Origin of the sequence: Vulcanococcus limneticus LL (genome assembly GCF_002252705.1) — a bacterium.
Taxonomy (GTDB): domain Bacteria; phylum Cyanobacteriota; class Cyanobacteriia; order PCC-6307; family Cyanobiaceae; genus Vulcanococcus; species Vulcanococcus limneticus.
Window position 1 is genome coordinate 1 of sequence record NZ_NQLA01000085.1, and the last position, 6,187, is coordinate 6,187.

Annotated in this window: 2 tRNA genes and 3 rRNA genes; all 5 read left to right on the forward strand. The window is 54.3% G+C overall.

From position 1 onward, the window contains the following. Positions 1-531 precede the first annotated feature (531 nt). The 5 genes from CJZ98_RS16925 to rrf all read left to right on the forward strand — a co-directional run bounded on the left by CJZ98_RS16925 (position 532) and on the right by rrf (position 6,125). Positions 532-2,018: ribosomal RNA gene (locus CJZ98_RS16925) — 16S ribosomal RNA — on the forward strand. A 262-nt stretch (positions 2,019-2,280) separates the two neighbouring features. Further along, positions 2,281-2,354, forward strand: a tRNA-Ile gene (locus CJZ98_RS16930). A gap of 9 nt (positions 2,355-2,363) precedes the next feature. Continuing rightward, a tRNA-Ala gene (locus tag CJZ98_RS16935) sits at positions 2,364-2,436 on the forward strand. Positions 2,437-2,986: 550 nt separating this feature from the next. Then, positions 2,987-5,862: ribosomal RNA gene (locus CJZ98_RS16940) — 23S ribosomal RNA — on the forward strand. 146 nt (positions 5,863-6,008) lie between these two features. Then, positions 6,009-6,125 (forward strand): 5S ribosomal RNA (rrf, locus tag CJZ98_RS16945). The 16S, 23S and 5S rRNA genes sit together here with 2 tRNA genes alongside, the layout of an rRNA operon. The last annotated feature ends 62 nt before the right edge of the window (positions 6,126-6,187 follow it).

Consider the following 6,187-nt stretch of genomic DNA (forward strand, 5'->3'; position numbering starts at 1 on the left):
TCTGAGGCGACTTACGACGAAGGAGGCGCGAGCCACCGGTGTTGTAAGTTCAAGAGGCGGTCGCGAGGCCGCTGAAACCGGAAGCCCGAGAGGGCGGAAGGAGCACCTGGACAACCGAAAAGTTTAGGAACTGACGCTTTTACTGCGTCGTCCGGCTTCTGCAGCCTGAGTCCGCTGTCCTGAGAGGGAGAGTGAGATTGAGGGGAGGGATAGCTGGATGGCAGAAGAATGCAGTGAAGGTGTGAGGTCCCGTCAAAAAGAAATTAGCGGGATCTTCTGTTGGTGTGTTGGTTGTGCCCCTCACGAGGTGCAATCAATAGGTGTGCCGACAGGGGAGACCTGCGACCGGATCTGAGATCCTGGAAAGTCACGAGAGATTGGTTGCGAAAGCGAGCGAGATTTTAGTGCACTCTTTGAACGCTTCTGTCAGAGGAAGTGGCATCAACTATCAGGCCTACGCCAGTGGGAGCTGATGGGTGAGCAAATCAAGCTGAGACAAGTCTGAAAGGATGAGTCAAGAGGGTTTGATCTACAACGGAGAGTTTGATCCTGGCTCAGGATGAACGCTGGCGGCGTGCTTAACACATGCAAGTCGAACGAACCTTCGGGTTAGTGGCGGACGGGTGAGTAACGCGTGGGAATCTGCCCTCAGGAGGGGGATAACGGTTGGAAACGACCGCTAATACCCCATATGCCGAGAGGTGAAATGAGTTTTCGCCTGAGGATGAGCCCGCGTCTGATTAGCTAGTTGGTGTGGTAATGGCGCACCAAGGCTTCGATCAGTAGCTGGTCTGAGAGGATGATCAGCCACACTGGGACTGAGACACGGCCCAGACTCCTACGGGAGGCAGCAGTGGGGAATTTTCCGCAATGGGCGAAAGCCTGACGGAGCAACGCCGCGTGAGGGATGAAGGCCTCTGGGCTGTAAACCTCTTTTATCAAGGAAGAAGATCTGACGGTACTTGATGAATAAGCCACGGCTAATTCCGTGCCAGCAGCCGCGGTAATACGGGAGTGGCAAGCGTTATCCGGAATTATTGGGCGTAAAGCGTCCGCAGGCGGCCTTGAAAGTCTGTCGTTAAAGCGTGGAGCTTAACTCCATTTCGGCGATGGAAACTACAAGGCTAGAGTGTGGTAGGGGCAGAGGGAATTCCCGGTGTAGCGGTGAAATGCGTAGATATCGGGAAGAACACCAGTGGCGAAGGCGCTCTGCTGGGCCATAACTGACGCTCATGGACGAAAGCCAGGGGAGCGAAAGGGATTAGATACCCCTGTAGTCCTGGCCGTAAACGATGAACACTAGGTGTCGGGGGAATCGACCCCCTCGGTGTCGTAGCCAACGCGTTAAGTGTTCCGCCTGGGGAGTACGCACGCAAGTGTGAAACTCAAAGGAATTGACGGGGGCCCGCACAAGCGGTGGAGTATGTGGTTTAATTCGATGCAACGCGAAGAACCTTACCAGGGTTTGACATCCTGCGAATCCCTTGGAAACGAGGGAGTGCCTTCGGGAGCGCAGTGACAGGTGGTGCATGGCTGTCGTCAGCTCGTGTCGTGAGATGTTGGGTTAAGTCCCGCAACGAGCGCAACCCACGTCTTTAGTTGCCAGCATTCAGTTGGGCACTCTAGAGAGACCGCCGGTGATAAACCGGAGGAAGGTGTGGATGACGTCAAGTCATCATGCCCCTTACATCCTGGGCTACACACGTACTACAATGCTACGGACAAAGGGCAGCAAACTCGCGAGAGCTAGCAAATCCCATAAACCGTGGCTCAGTTCAGATCGTAGGCTGCAACTCGCCTACGTGAAGGAGGAATCGCTAGTAATCGCAGGTCAGCATACTGCGGTGAATACGTTCCCGGGCCTTGTACACACCGCCCGTCACACCATGGAAGTTGGCCACGCCCGAAGTCGTTACTCCAACCCGTAAGGGAGGAGGATGCCGAAGGTGGGGCTGATGACTGGGGTGAAGTCGTAACAAGGTAGCCGTACCGGAAGGTGCGGCTGGATCACCTCCTAACAGGGAGACAATACCCGATCGTGATGTCTGAGTACTTTATTCTCAGGCCATGATCCTGTCATCTCTAGGTCGATCGGTACCTCAATGGATGAGCGGCAAGACTTGTGACCTGCAAGGGTGATGAGTTCTGTGCCGACGAGTCTTTTCAGTTCCTAAACTTTGTCTAGGTCACCCCACAGGGTCCCAACCTGTCCAATCTAATGGTTCACATCAAGTGATTCATTGGAATGAATAGATTGAGCCTAATGAGGAAGCAACTCCTGGGCCATTAGCTCAGGTGGTTAGAGCGCACCCCTGATAAGGGTGAGGTCCCTGGTTCAAGTCCAGGATGGCCCATTCGTGTTTGGGGGTTTAGCTCAGTTGGTAGAGCGCCTGCTTTGCAAGCAGGATGTCAGCGGTTCGAGTCCGCTAACCTCCATCTACCTCCATCCAACTGAAGCGGGTTTCCCCAAGGATGCGGAGTTGAATTCCGTGAGCTGTGTGGTGTGATCAAGATCGGAGAAAGGGTTGGAGCCGATGACTCCAGCTTCCTTTCATGCCAACAGGTTTGCAGCGTCGACCCAGTCGTAGCAGCAAGTGACTGATGGTTGATAGGACGCTGGACTCAAGCCTGATCCAAGCACTGCCAGAGCCAACCAGCTCTGGATGGGTTTGAATCAGCTGCTGTTCAGCAGAACCTTGACAACTGCATAGAAAAGTCTGGAAAGATAAAGCATCTTGCAGATGCCCATTGTCGTTTCCATCGCTGAGTGATCAGCATGGAGGCAAGATAGTGGGATTTCTGTTTCAAGAGCCGAGACCTTCCAGTGTTCTTCCCAAGTTGAATGCCACAGGTGTTCAAGGTCGGGGAGTCTGATCCATGCATTCTGGAGTTGGCCAGCCGATGCTCTGCAAAGAGAGGAGGAAGGTTAAAGCCAAGAATCTTGAGAGAATGGGCCTCAACAGCCTGAAGCACTGGAAGGATAATTGGTCAAGCTACAAAGGGCTCACGGTGGATACCTTGGCACACAGAGGCGATGAAGGACGTGGTTACCTGCGATAAGTCTCGGGGAGCTGGAAACACGCTTTGATCCGGGAATTTCCGAATGGGGCAACCCCTAGAACGGCTACCTGAATCCATAGGGTAGCGCGAGCCAACCCAGCGAACTGAAACATCTTAGTAGCTGGAGGAAAGGAAAGTAAAAACGACTCCCTCAGTAGCGGCGAGCGAACGGGGAAGAGCCTAAACCGATGGTTTCGACCATCGGGGTTGTGGGACAGCAACGTGGACCAACGGATTTAGAAGAAGCGTTTGAATGGCGCGCCATAGAGGGTGAAAGCCCCGTAATCAAAAATGAAGTTGGCCTAGCTGTATCCCGAGTAGCACGGAGCACGTGAAATTCCGTGTGAATCTGCGAGGACCACCTCGTAAGGCTAAGTACTCCTGTGTGACCGATAGCGCAACAGTACCGCGAGGGAAAGGTGAAAAGAACCCCGGGAGGGGAGTGAAATAGAACATGAAACCGTGAGCTTACAAGCAGTGGGAGCCCGACTGATCGGGTGACCGCGTGCCTGTTGAAGAATGAGCCGGCGACTTATAGGCACTGGCAGGTTAAACCGGGAATGGTGGAGCCATAGCGAAAGCGAGTCTGAATAGGGCGATCGTCAGTGTTTATAGACCCGAACCCGGGTGATCTAACCATGGCCAGGATGAAGCTTGGGTGATACCAAGTGGAGGTCCGAACCGACTGATGTTGAAAAATCAGCGGATGAGCTGTGGTTAGGGGTGAAATGCCAATCGAACCCGGAGCTAGCTGGTTCTCCCCGAAATACGTTGAGGCGTAGCGTCTAGTGCTCCAGCAGGGGGGTAAAGCCACTGTTTCGGTGCGGGCTGCGAGAGCGGTACCAAATCGAGACAAACTCTGAATACCCTGTGTGTAGCTAGGCAGTCAGACTGTGGGGGATAAGCTCCATGGTCGAAAGGGAAACAGCCCAGACCGCCAGCTAAGGTCCCCAAATCAATGCTGAGTGATAAAGGAGGTGGGATTGCCCAGACAACCAGGAGGTTTGCCTAGAAGCAGCCATCCTCAAAGGAGTGCGTAATAGCTCACTGGTCGAGCGATCCTGCGCCGAAAATGAACGGGGCTAAGCATTGTACCGAAGCTGCGGATTAAACTTGTTTAATGGTAGGGGAGCGTTCCATGTGGGGTGAAGCGTTAGCGTAAGCGGGCGTGGACTGCATGGAAGTGAGAATGTCGGCTTGAGTAGCGAAAACATGGGTGAGAATCCCATGCCCCGAAACCCTAAGGGTTCCTCCGGCAGGCTCGTCCGCGGAGGGTTAGTCAGGACCTAAGGCGAGGCCGAAAGGCGTAGTCGATGGACAACAGGTCAACATTCCTGTACCGATCATGTTTTGGGAAGGGGGACGGAGAAGGCTAGCCAAGCCAGATGTTGGTTACTGGTCCAAGCGTTCGAGGCGTTGAGAACCGGCGAAAACGGTTTGAGCTGAGGCGTGAGTGCGAGCTGCTACGGCAGCGAAGTTGGTGACGTCAAGCTTCCAAGAAAAGCCCTATACCCGTTAAGGCATGATTGCCTGTACCCGAAACCGACACAGGTGGGGTGGTAGAGAATACCGAGGGGCGCGAGGTAACTCTCTCTAAGGAACTCGGCAAAATGACCCCGTAACTTCGGGAGAAGGGGTGCCACCGCAAGGTGGTCGCAGTGAATAGGCCCAGGCGACTGTTTACCAAAAACACAGGTCTCCGCTAAGTCGCAAGACGATGTATGGGGGCTGACGCCTGCCCAGTGCCGGAAGGTTAAGGAAGTTGGTCAGCGAAAGCGAAGCTAGCGACTGAAGCCCCGGTGAACGGCGGCCGTAACTATAACGGTCCTAAGGTAGCGAAATTCCTTGTCGGGTAAGTTCCGACCCGCACGAAAGGCGTAACGATCTGGGCGCTGTCTCGGAGAGAGGCTCGGCGAAATAGAATTGTCTGTGAAGATGCGGACTACGTGCACCTGGACAGAAAGACCCTATGAAGCTTTACTGTAGCTTGGTATTGTGTCCGGGCTCTGAATGCGCAGGATAGGTGGGAGGCTTTGATCCATTGCTTGCGGGTGATGGTGAGCCAACGGTGAGATACCACTCTTTCAGAGCTAGGATTCTAACGGTCACCCGTTATCCGGGGACCGGACAGTATCTGGTGGGCAGTTTGACTGGGGCGGTCGCCTCCTAAAAGGTAACGGAGGCGCGCAAAGGTCTGCTCAGGCTGGTTGGAAATCAGCCGACGAGTGCAAAAGCAGAAGCAGGCTTGACTGTGAGACCTACAAGTCGAACAGGGGGGAAACCCGGCTTTAGTGATCCGACGGTTCTGAGTGGAAGGGCCGTCGCTCAACGGATAAAAGTTACTCTAGGGATAACAGGCTGATCTCCCCCAAGAGTTCACATCGACGGGGAGGTTTGGCACCTCGATGTCGGCTCATCGCAACCTGGGGCTGAAGTCGGTCCCAAGGGTTGGGCTGTTCGCCCATTAAAGCGGTACGCGAGCTGGGTTCAGAACGTCGTGAGACAGTTCGGTCCATATCCGGTGCATGCGCAGGAATATTGAGAGGATTTCTCCCTAGTACGAGAGGACCGGGAGGAACGCACCTCTGGTGTACCAGTTATCGTGCCAACGGTAAACGCTGGGTAGCCATGTGCGGAGTGGATAACCGCTGAAAGCATCTAAGTGGGAAGCCCACCTCAAGATGAGTATTCCCATGGCGTTAGCCAGTAAGGTCACGGGCAGAACACCCGTTGATAGGCTCTACGTGGAAGCGCAGTAATGTGTGAAGCGGAGGAGTACTAATAGACCGAGGGCTTGACCACATCAAAGCTCTTGAAGCAAGATACCCAATCCTTCCAGACGGGTACCAGCAGCTGCGCAAGCGGTGTGCCGGGACCAGCTTCTATGCAGTTCTCAGGGTTCACCTGGGAACAAGACAGAGACATCACCTGAATTGGCTGATGTCTATCCTGGTGTCCATGGCGCTGTGGAACCACTCCGATCCATCTCGAACTCGGTTGTGAAACGCAGCAGCGGCGACAATAGTTGGGGGGTAGCCCCCTGCGAAAATAGCTCGATGCCAGGTAAAAACTTGTTCCAGCCAAAGCCTGACTCCTCCCTTGCAGCGGAGAGTTCAGGTTTCATCAG